This window comes from Flavobacterium saccharophilum (assembly GCF_900142735.1).
Lineage (GTDB): Bacteria > Bacteroidota > Bacteroidia > Flavobacteriales > Flavobacteriaceae > Flavobacterium > Flavobacterium saccharophilum.
On sequence record NZ_FRBY01000003.1, the window covers coordinates 145,839 to 162,954 of the forward strand.

At 45.4% G+C, this 17,116-nt stretch carries 22 protein-coding genes; 17 read left to right on the plus strand and 5 right to left on the minus strand.

Annotation, left to right across the window (positions count from 1 at the left end):
• Nucleotides 1-128 precede the first annotated feature (128 nt).
• The 17 genes from BUA98_RS10595 to BUA98_RS10675 all read left to right on the plus strand — a co-directional run bounded on the left by BUA98_RS10595 (nucleotide 129) and on the right by BUA98_RS10675 (nucleotide 13,218).
• Nucleotides 129-896 carry a ParA family protein gene (locus BUA98_RS10595; RefSeq protein WP_072972235.1) on the plus strand — a complete coding sequence of 256 codons (768 nt, stop codon included), beginning with the start codon at nucleotides 129-131 and terminating at the stop codon, nucleotides 894-896.
• Nucleotides 897-900: 4 nt separating this feature from the next.
• Nucleotides 901-1,317: a DUF3408 domain-containing protein gene (locus BUA98_RS10600; protein ID WP_072972238.1), complete on the plus strand. Its 417-nt coding sequence runs from the start codon at nucleotides 901-903 to the stop codon at nucleotides 1,315-1,317.
• A gap of 2 nt (nucleotides 1,318-1,319) precedes the next feature.
• Complete coding sequence (locus tag BUA98_RS10605; RefSeq protein WP_072972239.1) at nucleotides 1,320-1,952, plus strand: conjugal transfer protein TraD; 633 nt, start codon at nucleotides 1,320-1,322, stop codon at nucleotides 1,950-1,952.
• 40 nt (nucleotides 1,953-1,992) lie between these two features.
• Nucleotides 1,993-2,838, plus strand: a complete 846-nt coding sequence (locus BUA98_RS10610) for a hypothetical protein (protein ID WP_139257004.1) — start codon at nucleotides 1,993-1,995, stop codon at nucleotides 2,836-2,838.
• Between the two features lie 209 nt (nucleotides 2,839-3,047).
• Entirely contained in the window at nucleotides 3,048-3,353 is a 306-nt protein-coding gene (locus BUA98_RS10615) for a DUF4134 domain-containing protein (RefSeq protein ID WP_072972243.1), read from the plus strand.
• Between the two features lie 9 nt (nucleotides 3,354-3,362).
• On the plus strand, nucleotides 3,363-3,695 hold the full coding sequence (locus BUA98_RS10620; protein WP_072972246.1) for a DUF4133 domain-containing protein: 333 nt from the start codon (nucleotides 3,363-3,365) through the stop codon (nucleotides 3,693-3,695).
• Nucleotides 3,692-6,196 (plus strand): TraG family conjugative transposon ATPase, encoded by a 2,505-nt coding sequence (locus BUA98_RS10625; protein ID WP_072972249.1) that lies wholly within the window; start codon nucleotides 3,692-3,694, stop codon nucleotides 6,194-6,196. Before BUA98_RS10620 ends, BUA98_RS10625 begins: the two co-directional genes overlap by 4 nt.
• A 25-nt stretch (nucleotides 6,197-6,221) precedes the next feature.
• Nucleotides 6,222-6,854: a DUF4141 domain-containing protein gene (locus BUA98_RS10630; protein ID WP_072972252.1), complete on the plus strand. Its 633-nt coding sequence runs from the start codon at nucleotides 6,222-6,224 to the stop codon at nucleotides 6,852-6,854.
• Nucleotide 6,855: 1 nt separating this feature from the next.
• Complete coding sequence (traJ, locus tag BUA98_RS10635) at nucleotides 6,856-7,851, plus strand: conjugative transposon protein TraJ (RefSeq protein ID WP_072972255.1); 996 nt, start codon at nucleotides 6,856-6,858, stop codon at nucleotides 7,849-7,851.
• A 19-nt stretch (nucleotides 7,852-7,870) separates the two neighbouring features.
• Entirely contained in the window at nucleotides 7,871-8,494 is a 624-nt protein-coding gene (traK, locus tag BUA98_RS10640) for a conjugative transposon protein TraK (RefSeq protein ID WP_072972258.1), read from the plus strand.
• Nucleotides 8,495-8,506: 12 nt separating this feature from the next.
• Complete coding sequence (locus tag BUA98_RS10645; protein WP_072972261.1) at nucleotides 8,507-8,944, plus strand: hypothetical protein; 438 nt, start codon at nucleotides 8,507-8,509, stop codon at nucleotides 8,942-8,944.
• Entirely contained in the window at nucleotides 8,941-9,234 is a 294-nt protein-coding gene (locus tag BUA98_RS10650) for a nitrogen regulatory IIA protein (RefSeq protein ID WP_208857986.1), read from the plus strand. Before BUA98_RS10645 ends, BUA98_RS10650 begins: the two co-directional genes overlap by 4 nt.
• A 4-nt stretch (nucleotides 9,235-9,238) precedes the next feature.
• Nucleotides 9,239-10,522, plus strand: a complete 1,284-nt coding sequence (gene traM, locus BUA98_RS10655; protein ID WP_072972266.1) for a conjugative transposon protein TraM — start codon at nucleotides 9,239-9,241, stop codon at nucleotides 10,520-10,522.
• A 23-nt stretch (nucleotides 10,523-10,545) separates the two neighbouring features.
• Nucleotides 10,546-11,439: a conjugative transposon protein TraN gene (traN, locus tag BUA98_RS10660; protein WP_072972269.1), complete on the plus strand. Its 894-nt coding sequence runs from the start codon at nucleotides 10,546-10,548 to the stop codon at nucleotides 11,437-11,439.
• A 20-nt stretch (nucleotides 11,440-11,459) separates the two neighbouring features.
• The gene (locus tag BUA98_RS10665) at nucleotides 11,460-12,020 is read left to right on the plus strand and encodes a conjugal transfer protein TraO (protein ID WP_072972271.1); all 561 of its coding nucleotides are present in this window, start codon (nucleotides 11,460-11,462) and stop codon (nucleotides 12,018-12,020) included.
• 11 nt (nucleotides 12,021-12,031) lie between these two features.
• Nucleotides 12,032-12,460 (plus strand): DUF3872 domain-containing protein, encoded by a 429-nt coding sequence (locus BUA98_RS10670; RefSeq protein WP_072972274.1) that lies wholly within the window; start codon nucleotides 12,032-12,034, stop codon nucleotides 12,458-12,460.
• 200 nt (nucleotides 12,461-12,660) lie between these two features.
• Nucleotides 12,661-13,218 carry a hypothetical protein gene (locus tag BUA98_RS10675; RefSeq protein WP_072972276.1) on the plus strand — a complete coding sequence of 186 codons (558 nt, stop codon included), beginning with the start codon at nucleotides 12,661-12,663 and terminating at the stop codon, nucleotides 13,216-13,218.
• A gap of 231 nt (nucleotides 13,219-13,449) precedes the next feature.
• Here BUA98_RS10675 and BUA98_RS10680 read toward each other — a convergent pair whose 3' ends face one another.
• From BUA98_RS10680 to BUA98_RS10700, 5 genes are read right to left on the minus strand one after another with little or no spacing between them, the layout of a single operon-like run.
• Nucleotides 13,450-14,256 carry a PRTRC system ThiF family protein gene (locus BUA98_RS10680; protein WP_072972279.1) on the minus strand — a complete coding sequence of 269 codons (807 nt, stop codon included), beginning with the start codon at nucleotides 14,254-14,256 and terminating at the stop codon, nucleotides 13,450-13,452.
• The gene (locus BUA98_RS10685) at nucleotides 14,253-14,981 is read right to left on the minus strand and encodes a PRTRC system protein B (protein WP_072972281.1); all 729 of its coding nucleotides are present in this window, start codon (nucleotides 14,979-14,981) and stop codon (nucleotides 14,253-14,255) included. The genes BUA98_RS10680 and BUA98_RS10685 overlap by 4 nt, the downstream gene beginning before the upstream one ends.
• Complete coding sequence (locus BUA98_RS10690; protein WP_072972283.1) at nucleotides 14,974-16,146, minus strand: hypothetical protein; 1,173 nt, start codon at nucleotides 16,144-16,146, stop codon at nucleotides 14,974-14,976. Before BUA98_RS10690 ends, BUA98_RS10685 begins: the two co-directional genes overlap by 8 nt.
• 16 nt (nucleotides 16,147-16,162) lie before the next feature.
• Nucleotides 16,163-16,381: a PRTRC system protein C gene (locus tag BUA98_RS10695; protein WP_072972286.1), complete on the minus strand. Its 219-nt coding sequence runs from the start codon at nucleotides 16,379-16,381 to the stop codon at nucleotides 16,163-16,165.
• Between the two features lie 18 nt (nucleotides 16,382-16,399).
• On the minus strand, nucleotides 16,400-17,077 hold the full coding sequence (locus BUA98_RS10700; RefSeq protein ID WP_449757694.1) for a PRTRC system protein E: 678 nt from the start codon (nucleotides 17,075-17,077) through the stop codon (nucleotides 16,400-16,402).
• Between the last annotated feature and the right edge of the window lie 39 nt (nucleotides 17,078-17,116).

Consider the following 17,116-nt stretch of genomic DNA (forward strand, 5'->3'; position numbering starts at 1 on the left):
AAGTGTGTAAACAAAAAAGTAACTAGCTGCAAGGGTATGCAGCTTTCCGCGTAACTGCGCAGTGACAAATTCATATAGAGAAGGACTTACGCACTTACAGACATAAGTAATAACTAAATACAATAAAAATGAAAACAGAACACAAACCAGTATTTGTTGCCTTTTCATCCCAAAAGGGAGGTGTAGGCAAAAGCACTTTTACGGCACTTGCCGCTAGTACCCTGCATTACCGCCTGGGATATAATGTAGCGGTATTCGATGCCGACTTCCCACAGCACAGCCTTATGAAGATGAAAGCCCGCGATTTATCTATGGTAATGGAAAATGAATTTTTAAAGAAGGCAGCATTCAGGCAGTACACGGCTATTAACAAAAAAGCATACCCGATCTTCCAGCATAAAGCGGAAGGTGTGCTTCAGGCTGCATATGATTTTGTAGAGACTTCATCAGGGAAGGTGGATTATATCTTTTTTGATCTTCCCGGAACAGTTAACACTCCGGGCATATTAAAAGCGCTGACAGGTATGCATCATATTTTTACACCCATAACAGCAGACCGTGTTGTAATGGAAAGCACACTTATTTTTAGCCAGCTTTTGAAGGATGTTTTAATGAAAAAAGGAGAAACATCGATCGAAACCATCAATTTGTTTTGGAATCAGGTCGATGGACGTGAACGCTCCCCTTTGTACGAAGTCTATAACAGTATTATTGCTGAGCTCGGGCTAAGCCTTATGAACTGCCAGATCATGAGCAGCACCCGTTTCCGAAAAGAGAGCGAAGCGGGAGCCAGAAATGTTTTTCGCTCCACCTTGATGCCGCCTGACGAGCGGCTAATGAAGAATTGCCGTTTGGACCAGTTTATAACTGAATTTTTAAGAATCACCCAATTATAACATCATGGAAAAAAACAATAAGAAAAAAACCATCCCCGAATTTAACGAAGAGATGATGATGAACCTTATGGTAGACGGGGTCAGGAAGGAAGGACTTCGGATACCGCAAGAAGATCGTGCAGACGAAATTAAGCCAATACAGGAAAAGGCATGGGCAAAAGAACGCAGCAAAATCAGGAAAGAAGATGATCAGGATTACGAAAGGCTCTTTTTCAAAAAGTCCGGCACCAACGCGCGGGATGGGAAAACCGTATATATCCGGCCTGATTTTCATGAAAAACTTACCCGGATCGTACAGGTAATCGGAGAAGACAAGATCAGTATTTACACCTATCTGGACAATCTCCTCGAATTTCATTTCCAGGAGTTCGGCAACCAGATTATAAAAAGTTTCAATGATAAATACAAACCTATATTTTAATCATGGAAATACTCATCATAATCTGCCTTATGCTTGTAATAATCCTGCTACTGCAAGATAAGATTGTTATTCAAATAAGTAAAAAGGGAAAGCCAAAACAGGAGAGGGCTAATAGTGATCTTCCCGATATCATGGGACAGCCGAGAACGGCACGAGGCCTTTCGATGCCAATAAACGCCCCTGAAAGCCGAATTAAAAAGCAGCAACAGGAAACGAATAATTTTGATATTGAAATCGGCCAGGAAGATGTCGATGCAGAGATTCCGCGGGAAGAGCTGGACGATGTTTTCAGAAATCAGCCTGATCTGGAAGAGGAAGAAGAAGAATGGAACGGTTATGGAATACCGGAAGGGAATGACGGTTTTGCCCAAGGGGTTACCTTTGAAGAGCTAAGCGCTGTAGGGATGCTGCTGGAAAAAGAAAAACTGGAGCCTTCCCAAAAGGAAACAGCTATTGCATTAGTTCAAAAAATACAGGGAACCGATTTATTCAGCCTGCTGGAAAATTCCATAGAGAGTGCCTCCCGGAAGATAGCAGAGCTGCTGGACGGGAGCCTTTCTTCTGAAAATGATTCCGGTCCTTCCTATCTGCGGAAAATTGATTTGAATGATTTTGATATCGGGGATTTTGTCTAAGGATGAAAATCCCCTTTATCATTTTAAAAAAGTATGTCTTATGGAAAAAATACTGCCAACAATAAACATTGAAGGAACTGAATTTATCATTGACGTGGCAAAGGAGGAACTGGCGGAGAAAGCTAATCCGCAAAATATAATGGCTATTAAAAACATGTTTTATTTAGGCCATTGCTATCAATTTCATTATGACGCTAGTGCTAAGAATTTTGCACGTCTTGATTCTGCCAGCAGGTTCAAAGAAATTGAAGCGGTCAAGAAGATCACAATACCTAATCTAACCGTGCTCGATCCTTCCCGTATGGCTGAAAGGTATCATACGACTGTTAAAAATATTGAAGGAAAGTCAGACTTTGACCTGACCATACCGGCAGGAAGTTGTCTTGATTTAAGATGGAACCAGAAACTGCTGCCAATTTTAAAAATTGCCGGACATTCATTTTTTGTAGATATACCAGCAAATAAGCTTCGTCCAAAAGATGACTTTGCATCCAAAGGCATCAGTCTTGACCAGATAACTAATTATTACGACCGGATTGCGCACGCCTACATCATTCCCTATAATCCGAAAACACGTGAATTTCAGGAAATAGATCATTTGTCTATTACGCAGCTACCCACAGAAATCATAGTGGTAAAGTTTCCCCATCTTCAGGAACTTGACAGGGTCGGCTGGAATATAAAATATGGCTTTGCGCCTTTTTACTGCATCAAAGAAAAAGAATTTCAGATGCATTTTAAAGCCCAAACTCTCTCTTGGGAAGAAACGAGCATTCCCAGCAGCATCAGGCTGAATCTTGAACAAAAGCGGCAGCACGAAAAAAATACGTCTGCAATTGAATTGGCAGACCTGCCATTAAAGGCAAAAAACGGGCGAAAATTTTAGCATAAACACGTCTTATAAATAAACAATTTAAACGTCAAAACGCCGCGGTTTTGGCGTTTTTTTTATGTCTGAAAATTACTTGCTGTCCTTCTGACTGCCAACTGGTTCCACCTGCTGCCACTTTACTGCAGGCATTCGGTTTTCATGACACTTTTGTCTCCAGAGCCCGCATAGTGCGGGACTACTGTAACAATCTAAAGTGTTTAGTTATGAAAAAACAGAGAAAAAAAATCGTCGCGGCAGCAATTGTAATTCTGTCGTCATTAAAGTTATCTGCGCAGGGCAACGGTACAGCAGGCATCACAGAAGCCACGCAGATGGTAACCTCCTATTTCGATCCAGCCACACAGCTCATCTATGCAATAGGCGCCGTAGTGGGTTTAATTGGCGGGGTCAAGGTGTACAACAAATTCAGCAGCGGAGATCCCGATACCTCAAAAACCGCGGCAAGCTGGTTCGGTGCCTGTATCTTTCTTATTGTCGCGGCCACCATCCTGCGCTCCTTCTTTCTTTAACCCCGCCGTATGACTACTTACAGTATCAACAAAGGCATCGGGAGAACCGTAGAGTTCAGGGGACTCAAGGCGCAGTACCTGTTCATTTTCGCAGGCGGACTGCTGGGAACACTTATCCTGGTCATGATCTTGTATATGGCCGGGACAAGTTCCTACATCTGCCTTTTTCTTGGCTTGGGCGGCGCCTCACTGATTGTATGGCAGACGTTCTCACTGAACAGAAAGTACGGAGAACACGGACTTATGAAAATCGCCGCAAAGAAAAAGCATCCCCGATACATCATCTGCCGCAAGCCTGTGCGCCGCTTCTTAAGATCAATTACTAAATCCAGAGCGGTATGAGAAACACAGCTAAAACAACAACACTGGAAAGCAGATTTCCGCTGCTGGCAGTCGAGAACAACTGCATCCTTTCCAAGGACGCCGATATTACGGCATGCTTTGAAGTCCGGCTCCCGGAACTCTTCACAGTTGCTTCAGCCGAGTATGAGTCAATACACTCTGCATGGCATAAGGCCATTAAGACGCTGCCTGATTTTACCGTTGTCCACAAACAGGATTGGTACATCAGGGAGAATTATGATCCTGAAATGGATAAAGTTGACCAGAGTTTTCTGGCCAGGTCATACGACCGCCACTTTAATGAGCGTCCGTTCCTCAACCATTACTGTTACCTTTTTCTGACCAAGACCACCAAAGAACGCATGCGGATGCAGAGCAATTTCTCCTCGCTGTGCAAAGGCGCCGTGATACCAAAAGAAATTAGGGATAAGGAAACAGTGCAACATTTTATGGAAGCCGTGGCGCAGTTTGAGCGCATTATAAACGACTGCGGATTTGTCAAAATCAGCCGCCTGAGTGAAGATGACATTATTGGGGCTGATGGTAGACAGGGACTGCTGGAACAATACCTGACCCTGTCAAGGGAAACAGGTACACAGCTGCAGGATATTGCGCTGGGCAGTGAAGAGGTGCGGGTCGGAAACAAAAGGCTTTCCCTGCATACCCTTAGCGACACCGACGACCTGCCATCATCGGTATCGTCCGATACGCGATATGAAAAGCTGTCTACCGACCGCAGCGACTGCCGTCTTTCCTTTGCCGCGCCAGTGGGACTGCTGCTTAACTGCAACCACATCTACAACCAGTACCTGTTTTTGGACAACAGCGAAGAAAACCTGCTCAAGTTTGAAAAGTCGGCCCGAAACATGCATTCGCTGGCGCGCTACAGCCGCGCCAACCAGATCAACAAAGAGTGGATCGAACGCTATCTGAATGAAGCGCATTCTTTTGGGCTGTCATCAATAAGGGCACACTTCAACATCATGGCGTGGTCCGACGACCCTTCCGAACTTAAACAGCTGAAAAATGATTGCGGAAGCGCAATGGCCCTTATGGATTGCAAGCCAAGACATAATACTACTGATACGGCGTCGCTGTACTGGGCGGGAATGCCCGGCAATGCAGGAGATTTTCCAAGCGAGGAAAGCTTTTACACCTTTATTGAACCGGCGTTGTGTTTTTTCACTGAGGAAACCAATTATCATGATTCGCCATCGCCGTTCGGAATCAAAATGGCAGACAGGCTGACGGGAAAACCTATCCACCTTGATATCTCGGACCTGCCGATGAAACGCGGCATCATTACCAACCGAAACAAGTTCATACTGGGCCCATCGGGAAGCGGCAAGTCTTTTTTTACCAATCATATGGTAAGGCAGTATTATGAGCAGGGCGCCCATGTCCTGCTCGTTGATACCGGCAACTCCTATCAGGGCTTGTGCGAACTTATCAAAGGGAAAACCAAAGGCGAAGACGGAGTGTATTTTACCTATACAGAAGACAATCCCATCGCCTTTAATCCTTTTTATACCGATGACGGCGTATTTGACATCGAAAAAAGGGAAAGCATAAAAACACTGGTATTGACTTTATGGAAACGTGATGACGAGCCTCCTACCCGTTCTGAGGAAGTCGCACTCTCAAATGCCGTCAGCGGCTATATTGAAAGGATCAAACAACTTGATGCGTTCCCTTCCTTTAACGGCTTTTACCGCTACGTTAAGGATGATTTCCGCCTGGTACTGGAAGCAAAACACGTAAGGGAAAAAGATTTTGACATTGCCAATTTTCTTAATGTACTGGAGCCCTATTACAAAGGAGGAGAATACGATTACCTGCTTAATTCCGACAAACAACTGGACCTGCTGTCCAAGCGCTTTATTGTTTTTGAGATTGATGCGATCAAGGAGCATAAAATCCTTTTTCCAATTGTGACGATCATCATTATGGAAGTGTTCATCAATAAAATGCGAAGGCTTAAAGGTATCCGCAAACTCATCCTGATTGAAGAGGCATGGAAAGCCATTGCCAAGGAAGGAATGGCCGAATATATTAAGTATTTATTTAAGACTGTCCGCAAATTCTTTGGCGAGGCCATAGTGGTTACCCAGGAAGTGGATGACATCATCCAGTCTCCTATTGTCAAGGAAAGCATCATCAACAATTCGGACTGCAAGATCCTTCTCGATCAGCGCAAATACATGAACAAGTTTGATGACATCCAGGCTATGCTGGGACTGACCGACAAAGAAAAAGCGCAGGTGCTTTCCATTAATATGAACAATGATCCCTCGCGTCTTTACAAGGAAGTATGGATCGGACTTGGAGGAACGCACTCCGCCGTATACGCCACAGAAGTGAGCGCTGAAGAGTATCTGGCCTACACCACCGAAGAAACTGAAAAAATGGAAGTGATGCAGCTTGCCGATGAACTTGGCGGAAATGTAGAGCTCGCCATCAAGCAGATTGCCATAAGGCGCCGCGAGCAGGAAAATCAATAATCAATAACTATTTAAAACGATAACAATGAAAAAATTACTATTCATGGTGTCTGCGGCAGTTATGCTTGCCGCCGCGCCATCAGCAAATGCGCAGTTTGTGGTTACCGACCCTGCCAACCTGGCCTCGGGAATATTAAACAGTGCAAACGAAATCATACAGACTTCCTCAACGGTAAGCAATGTGGTTAAAAATTTCAAGGAAGTTGAAAAGGTCTACAAGCAGGGCAAAGAATATTACGACAAACTGCAGGCAATCAACAATCTAGTAAAAGACGCCCGAAAGGTACAGCAGACGGTGCTTCTTGTAGGCGATGTATCTGAAATGTATGTACAGAATTTCGGCAGGATGCTAAATGATCCCAATTTTTCCCCAAGGGAGCTTACCGCTATTGCCAAAGGATATTCGGCGCTTCTGGGAGAGAGCACGGAACTTCTAAAGGAGCTAAAGCAGATTGTCACCTCATCGAGCCTGTCGCTGAGCGATAAGGAACGCATGGACATCGTCGACCGAGTATACAAAGAGGTGAAAGAATACCACAGTCTGGTGCGCTATTACACCAATAAGAATATTTCAGTCAGTATACTGCGCGCAAAAAAGCAGAACAGCACTAAAAGGGTGCTTGAACTTTACGGCACACCAAACCAAAAATACTGGTAGCATGGAATTCACTAATCTTCATGAGGTGCTGCGCTCTCTGTATGATGAAATGCTCCCATTGTCCGCAGACATGGCGGCAGTTGCCAAAGGAGTCGCAGGACTGGGAGCGCTGTTTTTTGTGGCCTTGAAAGTGTGGCAGGCCCTCAGCCGCGCAGAGCCCATCGATGTGTACCCGCTACTGAGACCGTTTGCACTGGGTCTCTGCATCATGTTTTTCCCGACCATCGTACTTGGCACAATCAATGCCGTTTTAAGCCCCATAGTTCAGGGAACACACGGCATTTTGGAAGACCAGGTACTGGACCTGAACGGTCTGCAGGCAAAAAAAGACCTGCTGGAACACGAAGCGATGATCCGTAGTCCCGAAACTGCCTATATGGTATCGGACGCGGAGTTCGACAAAAAACTAGATGAGCTCGGGTGGACGCCTTCGGACATCGGGACTATGGCTGGAATGTACATGGACAGGCAGACCTATCAGATAGAGAAAATAATAAAAGAATGGTTTCGCAACCTGCTCGAAATACTATTTCAGGCCGCGGCGCTGGTTATCGATACCATACGGACTTTCTTTCTGATCGTGCTGTCCATCCTTGGACCCATTGCGTTTGCCATATCAGTTTGGGATGGCTTCCAGTCAACGCTAACCCAATGGATAACCCGCTATGTCAGTGTTTATCTCTGGCTTCCCGTGGCCGACCTGTTCAGTTCAATGCTTGCAAAGATCCAGTCCCTTATCATTGAAAGGGACATCGAAATGCTTGCCGATCCCGCGTTCATTCCCGACACGTCAAACACAGTGTATATTATTTTTATGATCATCGGCATTGTGGGCTATTTTACCATACCCACGGTGACTGGCTGGATAATCCAGGCAGGCGGCGCAGGAAACTTTTCACGCAACATCCACCAGACTGCCATGAAATCCGGAAATATAGCAGGCGCAGGAGCAGGCTCGGCCGCTGGCAACATTGCCGGAAGGCTTATCAATAAGTAACCCATAAACATTCAATAAAATGGAATTCAAAACACTCAGAAATATAGAAAACAGTTTCCGGCAGATCAGGCTCTACGCTATCGTATTTGCCCTGCTGTGTGCAGCGGTGACCGGATATGCACTGTGGAAATCGTATGGTTTTGCCGAGCTGCAGCGCCAGAAGATTTACGTGCTGGACAACGGAAAATCGCTCATGCTCGCACTGGCGCAGGACGCCTCGATCAACCGACCTGTGGAAGCGCGCGAGCATGTAAGGCGTTTTCACGAGCTGTTCTTTACCCTGGCACCGGACAAAAATGCTATTGAAAGCAATATCAAAAGGGCATTTAACCTCGCCGATAAAAGCGCCTTTGATTATTACAAGGACCTTTTGGAAAAAGGCTACTACAACCGGATCATATCTGGCAATGTGCAGCAGCGTATCGAGATGGACAGCGTGGTCTGCAATTTCGAGACCTACCCGTATGCGGTAAGAAGCTATGCACGGCAGATCATCATACGCTCCAGCAATGTAACGAGTCGCAGTCTGGTGACATCCTGCCTTCTGGTCAACTCGGTGCGTTCGGACAATAACCCGCAGGGCTTTAATATTGAAAAGTTTTCCGTGGTGGAAAATAAGGACCTGGAAGTCATTGAACGCTAAAAATTAAAAGGCATGAAACTTTTACTTGATTTAGATGAATTTGTAAAAACCCTGAATGATAAGGGATATGACGGTTATTTCCATACAGAGAGCTGCTGTGCAGGCAAACTAAGGGACAGCATTGGTGAATTTTTGGAGCTTGTGAAAAACGGCAATGATGCGCCCTTAATAGCAAATTTTCTTCATTTATCAACCTACCTCGAATGGAATGGCGAAGAAAAGCCAAGGGTGGAGTGCAATATGTGGGTTAGATATGAGAACGGAAAATTCGACATGGAGCAGACGGAAATGTATATAAGAAGTACAGACCGCTACGGGCAGTTATTGAAGCAGTCTAAACTAACAGGCCTTACAGCAGATTCACTGCCGACAGTACTGGAGGCAATTGCCCAAGTGTCGGATAAACATATAGAAGAGATTGCTCCCCAAAAAAGAGGGTTTAGAATGTGAACACCCATAATCATAAAAGTATGAAAAAATTAAGAGCAAATATTGACCAATGGCTTGACAGACTGGACAAAAATTGGGAAGCAATGCCGATCAAAAGGCAGCATCAGGTAATACTGTACTTTTTTACAGCGTATGTGCTGCTGACTGCAGTTGTCATTTTCAACGTCTGCCATGATACGGCAGAGGCTAAAAACAGATTGGCAGTAGAACATATCGATAACCCTGCCCAGGAAGGGATAGAAAGTACTGCGCAGCAGCAGGACTTTCAGAAGCCAATTATAAAAAAATAAGATCATGAAAGAAACTAAAAAAAAGAGCAGCCTTCTCACAGAAGTGACCGGCCACAACAGCGCGTCATTTTTGCCTGACAAAAAGAACGTTATGGAGCGACTTAAAAAACCGCTGATATTCACCCTGATGGGAATTGTCTGCATGGGCTGCATGTATTTGATCTTTAAGCCGTCGACGGACAGGAAAAAGATTGAAAACCCAGGGCTGAACGACAGCGTGCCGCAGGCAAGCGAATCGGTACTGCAGTCCGACAAGCAGAAAGCCTATGAGCAGGAAATGCTTGAGCAGAAGGAACAGCAAAAAAAGGACGCTTTAACCACGTTGTCCGATTATTGGAATGAGGACAGTTCAGCGCAGAGAGAAGCACTTCCCGATGAAGCAGAAGAACCCAAAAATCCGGCGCTGAACAGCTATCGCACTGCCCAGAGCACGCTGGGCTCTTTCTATCAGCAGGAAAACGGAGAGACAAAAGAGCTGCGCAGGCAGCTCGCAGAACTGAAAGAGGAGCTCGCGCAAAAGGATGTTCCGGTCGCTGCCACAGTTGACGACCAGCTGGCACTTATGGAAAAATCCTATCAGATGGCGGCAAAATATCTGCCGTCATCATCCAGTCCAACCGCGACTTCAGTAAAAAACACTGCTGCGGCAACGAGTGACTCGCAAAAGGAGATTTTCTCGGCACTCGTTCCTGCTAAAAAAAGCAGGGTTTCTTCACTGTACCGAAAGATTTCAGATAGCACATTTCTGGCCAACCGCGGTAAAGACGGAAATCAGGGATTTCATGCCGCAGGAGCATCGGAGCAGGCAGACCCGTCAAAAAACAGCGTGAAGGCCTGCGTACAGCATACCCAGACCATTATCGGCGAGGCAGGCGTACCGCTTCGTTTATTGGAACCCGCAAAGATTTCAGGCCTTATTGTTACGGCGGGCACAATAGTAACGGCAAATGCGAAAATACAGTCAGGCCGGCTGCAGTTGAAAATCACTTCCATCGAATTGGAGGGCACTATTATACCGGTGGACATTACAATTTATGACCTGGACGGCCAGCAGGGGGTTCCTGTTCCCTATTCTGCCGAAAGCAGTGCAGTGACTGAAATGGCAGGCAATATGAGCCAGCAGTCCGGCACGAGCCTTATGATGACCCAGTCGGCAGGACAGCAGATGGCCGCCGACCTGAGCCGAGGGGTCGTTCAAGGCATCTCGGGCTATTTCTCCAAAAAAGTAAGAACGCCGAAAGTTACCCTAAAAGCGGGGCATCAGGTTTTTCTGGTGTCCAAAAAATAACAGCAACCATTAATAAATTAATTATGAAACATCTTATAAAAACATTTTGGGCAGCAGCCCTTTTAGTAGCCTTTTCACTATCTGCCTCTGCACAGGGCAATCAAACAGCGAACCTCGATTTGGGAACGATACCGCCATACAATATGCAGGTTACCTATGACAAAACTTCCCATCTTATTTTCCCGTCCGCTATCCGCTATGTGGATCTTGGAAGTGAGTACCTGACAGCCTCAAAGGCAGAAGATGCCGAAAACGTGCTTCGTGTCAAGGCGTCGGTCAAGGGTTTTGAAGAGGAAACCAACTTCTCGGTAATTACCGATGACGGCCTTTTTTACAGCTTCAACGTGCAGTACAGCTCATTTCCCAGCAGCCTGAGCTATGAACTGCAGACAATGCAAAAGGCATTGGACAGAGCCGACGGAAACGGTATTCTTTTTGAAGAGCTCGGAAAAACAGCGCCGTCGCTTGCAGGTCTGATCCTGAAAACCATTTACAAAAACAACAAGCGAATTGTAAAGCATATCGCGTCTGAGAGTTTCGGTGTACAGTTCAGCTTAAGGGGAATCTATATCCACAACGGCAGGTATTATTTCCATACGCAGCTGGTAAACAGCACCAATGTCCCTTTTAACATTGATTATATGAGTTTCAAGGTCGTCGATAAAAAAACAGCCAGACGCACTGCTGCGCAGGAAATACCGCTTGTACCGCTTCGCACCTACAAGCCTCTTGCGGAGGTTCAGGGAAAAGCTACAGACCAGAATGTATTCCTTTTGGACCAGTTTACAATAGCAGATGACAAGCTTCTGCTTATTGAAATTTTCGAGAAAAATGGTGGAAGGCACCAGACCCTGAAGATCGAGAACTCAGATCTTGTAAAAGCAACGCTCATAAGTGAGATGCACCTGAAATTTTAGCAACCATTAAAAACATACAAATGAAAAAGTATATCTATGCAATGATGCTGGTATTGACCGGCATTACAATGATGCAGGCACAGCGCATGATTCCCCGACAAAAGGGATTTGAAATAAGTGCCGGCAGCCTCTCCTGTGACAGCCCTTGGCGAAATTATTACGTGAACCTTGGCTTGACTGCAAACGGAAAAAACGGGAGTTACCAACTTTGGGCTTTAGAATACAGCCACCAGTATTCAAAGTATAAGGGGCTGCACCTGCCCATGGAAACCTATGTCGCGGAAGGCGGTTACAGTTTCTTCGTGGTCGGCGATTCCCGCAGGAACGTCGCTCTTAATGTGGCAATTACTGGCGTTCTGGGTTATGAAAATATCAACCGCGGAAAAGACCTCCTTCAGGACGGGGCAAAAATAATAAGCGAAGATGGCTTCCTTTACGGAGCCGGCGGACGGCTGTCTTTTGAAACATACCTGTGTGACCATCTGGTGTTGTTGCTGCAGGGACGCATCAAAGTATTATGGGGCACTGACCTGCAGCAGTTCCGTGCCTCGGCTGGACTTGGAGTAAGGTATAATTTTTAAAACACAACATCATGAAAGCAATTCTTAACAGATTCAAAAAAACGATACTGCCAGTGCTGATGTGCTTTTTTACGCTCCTGTCCTGTGATACCGATGAGCCGGAAATAAAGCATAATTTTCCTTTTGAATTGAAAGTCATGCCAGTCCCAAAAGAAGTCGCCAATCACAGCACAGTGGAGATCAGGATTAGCATTGAGCGTCCTGAAAGCTATTCAGGTGCTGAGTATTTTATACGTTATTTTCAGTTTGACGGCCTGGGAACCCTGCAGTATTACGACGAGCAGCCTTACCTGCCCAACGATTTATACCCGCTCAAAGCCAAAGAGTTCAGGCTGTTCTATACGTCGCAGTCGGTTGTTTCACAGTCGTTTGAAGTCTGGATATCGGATAATTTCGGCAATGAAAAACAGCTGAGCTTCCAGTTTAACAGCACTGACTAGCATTGTAAATATAATACAGCCCTGTGGAAAATCCTTATCTAGTTACTGCCCGAAGCCAATGCTTCGGGCTTTTTTTGTTGCCTGCGACAACTGTGCCCGGCTGGCATTGCAATTGCATAACTCGATTAACGTTAGTATCTTAGCATGGAACTGAAAGAGTCAAAAACCATTTTTGGCATTAAGGATTTAGCTGTATTTTTATGCAAAATATTTTAGACCGCACCAACAGATTTTACCTTGAAATGTCCCGAAAATTACTTTCTGAAAAGGAATATGATGTACTGGAGAAACTGCTGATGGAAAAGATCTCCTTAAGGGAGGCGGCGCAGCAATACGGGGTTACATCCCAGTATGTGGAGAAACTTTACCAGAGAGCCTTTAGTAAAGCAAAAGAGATGGCTGAGATGTTCTCGGAAATAGAAAGTTACCAAAAAAAGCTTCAGGAGCTAAAACGCCAAGTAAATCCAAATCCCACCCCTGCTCAAATCAGAAAAGAAAAAACGGATAAAGACCGGCAGAAACTGCTCCTTAACAGTGCTTTTCCTTTCAGCAGAAGACTGCAAGGCGTACTGGAAACCTTAGAGATCAAAAGTATCGGGGAACTTGCCGATATACCACTAAAGGATTTTCAGCATTTCAGGGGATTTAAAATAAAGTGCAAGGAAGAGCTCATTGCCTTTATTGAGTTTGAAAACATCGCCTATCTTTTCAAAGGCTTTTCGAAATGGAAAAAAGAGCCGATCGAACAATTAAAATAAAAGCCGGCAACAAGGCGGTTTTCTTTTGCTTCTTTTCTTTTGCCGCTCCCAAAAAGAAAAGAAGCGCGCCAAAAACAGCAAAAGGGATGCTAAACATCCCTTTAAAAAAAAACGCAGCGGGTTTGGTAAAATAGCGGGCACTGCATTTTGGCAAAGTCGCTCCACCTATGAAAGCAAAAAGACTGTCCCGACCAAAGGAAGGGAGTGTCTTTTTGCCGCCCGATTTCGGGCTTACGCAACAGGAATGGGCATTGTGCGGAAATCTTTCAGGTTCAGAAAAAATCCCCTGTTCGCTGTCATCCCCTGACGGAACAAGTTCCACAAAAGAGAGCATCCCATCTGCGCCAATGCAGAATTAATATATAAATCCTGTTTTTCGAGTGCCTCGGCAACCGAACAGCTCGGGGTGTCATCTGCTGTTTCCGATTCCTTTAACAGGTCGGCAAATTCTTCGGTCACAAACGGCAGGCTTTCCACAGTTTCAAACTTTTCGGAATTGGGCTGTGGGATCTCCCCGACAGTTGATAACAGTACCTGCCCCGTGCTGTTGCTGTTGCCAAAGTCCATCCAGTATTTGGGCATGTACCTGTGGTGTCTGCGGTTACTGAGCAGGTTTAAAATCTCCGCAATTTCAAAGCGTGACCGTGCGCTGTCCGTACAGGATATATAAATAGACCCTTGCGTATTTTTAGGCTGTTTCCCAAAGTTATCCTTTTCAAATTTGACGGTTTCAGCTTTCCACGCTGTCCCCATAAAACGGTTGGCACGGTTGATAAGTGCCACGGATTTGTAAAGACCGACCTCGGACTGGGCAAAACGCTGTCTGCCAAGGTTGGCACTGGTAACCCTGTCATCATCCCAAAGGCGAACGGACAGACCTGCGTGCCCAAGCGCCGTGAGGCTGTGGTTCATTTCCATCAGGGCAGTCAGTACCTTTGAGCCCGTACCGCCTGCGCCTATCAGGTTTATTGCAATAGGATTGGTCGGGCTTATCAGGTATGGGTCTGTAAAATGTATTTTTGTTTTCTCGGTTTTCATGACAATAGATTTTTAAGTGTTTTATTATTGGCTTTTAATAGTGCTGTCGGAAAACTTCTGCCTGTGCCGACTAGGTCTTTCCAAAGACTCACGCAGTTTCCTTTTACTGGGCTGTTCTCTCCCATCAGGTGACTGAAATAACTGTTGAAAAAATAGTCTTCCCAAGCTTTGGTAAATTCTTCTACGCATGCAGAATTTTTAATATTGATATGGACAGAACCCATACAGACCCTGCCATCCTCGTAGATGTTGAAAAATGGTGCGTAGTAAAGCGGTGTTTTCTCTGTGGGTCTGCTGTTGCCCATAAGGGCAAAAACCCTGAGGCTGTTTTTGGTTGCCTGCCAAATCATGGGAGGTACAAAAGCCTGACCACTCGGAATCCCTAAACCCTCAATAAAGTAAAGGGGTCTTTTTTGGGATTTCGTATACCATAGTACTGCACCTTTATCCCTGCTCGGGTTGATATGAAGTATATTTGTCGGGAGAATCCCGCCTGATTTTAAAAAGGCGTTCTCCTTCTGCTTTTCACTGTGCAGTGCTTTTGCAAGCGCTTCCGCTTCCCGCTCTGTAAGCGGGTGGGCATTGATAGGCGTGCCGTTTTTGTCCATGTCAAAATGCTCTACATACATTTCCTTGTCTGTTCCTTTGGATTCGTAGAAAACAAGGGCGGATTTCGGGTGGTACAATGTCCCGAAACTTTCTGTTATATCAATTAAATTATTCATTTTCGTGCTGTGTATAGTTGTACAGTAATTCGCATAGGTCGTCCAAAAGGGCAAACAGCCTGCTTTCAAAATCAAGACTGCTGTCTGCTGTATCAGTGCCGTCAAAACATTTTAAAATGGTCGGCTCGTCCATTTGGGCGTATTCATTGAACTCATTGTTGATGCTCTCTTCAATACTTTCATAAAGCCACCCTTTGGTGTGGGATATAAAGGAAATATACTTTTCCATGCCGATGCTTTCGGTTTCCGTGTCTTCTTCCTCTCCGCCGTGTGTCGGTGCATTTCTAAAAATGCTTTCACTGGGGTACTGTCGGTAAAGTTCAAAGGCTTTTCCTGCCACCTCAGCACAGGCAATGTCAAATGCATCAAGGCTTTTAAAAGAGTTAAGCCGTTTTTCAAATATTTGCAGGCTCATGCGGTTGAAAATCTTTTGTTCCAAAATGTCCCCAATCAATTCCGCTCTGTCAAACTCACGCACATACCTTTCATTTTCCTCCCTGTCCTCGTCCTGCTCCGTCCATTCCCTGTGCATTTCATAGAGCCAGTAGAGGTAACTGCCCTGCTCCCTGTAGTATGGAATCCCTGCAATATGGTACAGATAAGAGCAGACCGAAATCAGTAACTGGGCATTTTTTCTGCGCTTGCGGTCATGCGCCATCTGATAAAGCGGTTCAATCGGGATATAATAAAGAGTCGTTCCCGTGCTGTATTTTTCCTCGCTGACGAGATAGGTTCTCTTACAGTCCTGTACCACCCGCAGTTCGTGGCAGTTTAAAAACTTCTGTTTGAGTTTTTCTTCCAAATCCCAAACAGCGAGTGCCATATTGTAAGGATATTCAAAATCACGGGACGGCATCGGCACAATTCCGTAATGCTCGGCAAGACTGCAAAGGGAGGTATAAAAATCCTTCTGCATTTTTTCAGTTTCCTGACAAGCCTGTACCGTTTTGGTACGATGCAGTTTAGGCAGAAATAAACTTGTTAGAAAACCATTGGAAGCATCCCCGCAGGCACTGACCTGCGCTTGTCTTTCTGCACCTCGTCTGCATCTTTGGTTCTCTGCATCCATTGGGCGAAGCCGTTTAGCTGTTCGTGCAGTTGCTTCTGTCTTTTTTGTTCGGGCATTCTGACTGTCCCCGATATAATGTGCTTGTGCATAATTCATCGCTTTAAAATTTTGGTTAGCCTTTAGTCCCCATGACGGTTTCAAATCGATATTCTACTGCATCATCCCTGATGGCAGGGGCTGAGATTTTGGCGGTGGTCAAAATGGGGTATGTCGGGGCATAAAAATTCAGCACCGCTTCTGTGCTCCATCGTGGTTCAGGGTCGGTCAATCTAATTTCCTGTCCCTTGTCTTTGAGTATAAAAACCCGCTGTAACTGTGTCGCTAATAACATTTCCTTCTAATTTAAGGGTTAGTATTCGTTTTCTTCGTCCTCCTCTATGGGCATTTCTTCTTCTTCCGCCTCATTAGTGGCATATTCGGGAAAAAGCGCTTCTTTGGGCGGTTCGGGCTTTTGTTCTTCCATTGCCCCGAAAAGGCTCGGCGTGGAAAACTGGTCTGAGAGTTCTCTCCTGCGTTTTAGAATCTGCTCAGCCTTAAGTGGAAATTCTGCTACTTCGGGCACTTTCATCCAAGCCTCACGGAATTTCCCTTCCTTTTCCAACTGTTCAGCCTTTGCCATTGCATCGGCAAACTTTTTGTCTTTGCCGTCGAGTTCCTTCTTGTTCTTGTCTGTTTTCTCTTTCTCAACTGCTGAGTGCTTTTTGGCTTCTTCCAACTGTTTCATAAATGCTTCCATATCCACCATCAGACCCGAAACGGTCTGCAAGGGCGTTGTAATAGTCTGAAAGAAACCGCTGTCGAGTTCCTCGGCTGTCCCTCTAAGATTAAGGGGCGGTATGATATGCTTTGCTTTGTCACCGCACGCCTCGTTTTGAAGCATAACCGATACGATAAGATTGTTTTCCGCCCCTTTTGCTATGGTCAGGTGCAAATCTCCTGTAATGGGCAACTGTGCTATCTGATTAAAAAAATTGGTGTTCATCGTTTTAAGATTTAATTGTTTATATAGTGCTTTGGTTTCGCCCATTTATAAGGCTGTCGCCCTTGAAGGCGACAGCCTGTAATT